The 648-nt window shown below is 60.0% G+C and carries 1 protein-coding gene; it reads left to right on the top strand.

Annotated features, from left to right (window positions below; translation table 11 throughout):
* Positions 1–648: IS1380 family transposase (locus Q669_RS15430; protein WP_022992968.1), on the top strand; the 648-nt coding region annotated here is incomplete at both ends.

Raw genomic sequence — 648 nt, forward strand, 5'->3', positions numbered from 1 at the left:
CTGAACGATCACGAAACGTTACGCGCTGACCAGGCACTTCAGACCGCGACTGGCGAAGAGGCCATTCTGGCGGGCAAATCAACACTGTGCCGAATGGAGCAGCGCGTGGACCGGCAGGCCGTGGTCAAGGCCCACGAACTGATGTGGCATCACTTCATTGAGCAGCACGACGCCCCACCCAAGGAAATCGTGCTGGACTTCGATGGCACCGACGTTCCGGTGCATGGCGACCAGCCCGGCAAGTTCTTTAACGCCTACTACGATCACCATTGTTACTTCCCGCTGTACGTGTTCTGCGGTCGCCATCTGCTGGTGAGCTACCTGCGCACCAGCAACCGAAGCGACAGCCGCCACAGCTGGGCCATTCTGGCCCTGCTGGTGAAGTTCATCCGGCAGTACTGGACGAATACCCGCATCGTGTTCCGGGGTGACAGCGGCTTTTACCGTCCCCGATTGCTGAGCTGGTGCGACCGGAACAACGTGGACTATCTGGTGGGCCTCAGCAAGAACAGCCGGCTGCTCAAGGAGGTAGACGTACCCTCGATGCTGGTTCGCAAGGCTCACAACGAACTGGGTGAAAAAGTCTCCGCCACCTACCGGTTCCAGTACCAGGCCCGAACCTGGAAACACCCCCGCTGGGTGATCGCG

This window comes from Marinobacter sp. C1S70 (genome assembly GCF_000475355.1).
Taxonomy (GTDB): Bacteria; Pseudomonadota; Gammaproteobacteria; order Pseudomonadales; family Oleiphilaceae; genus Marinobacter; species Marinobacter nauticus.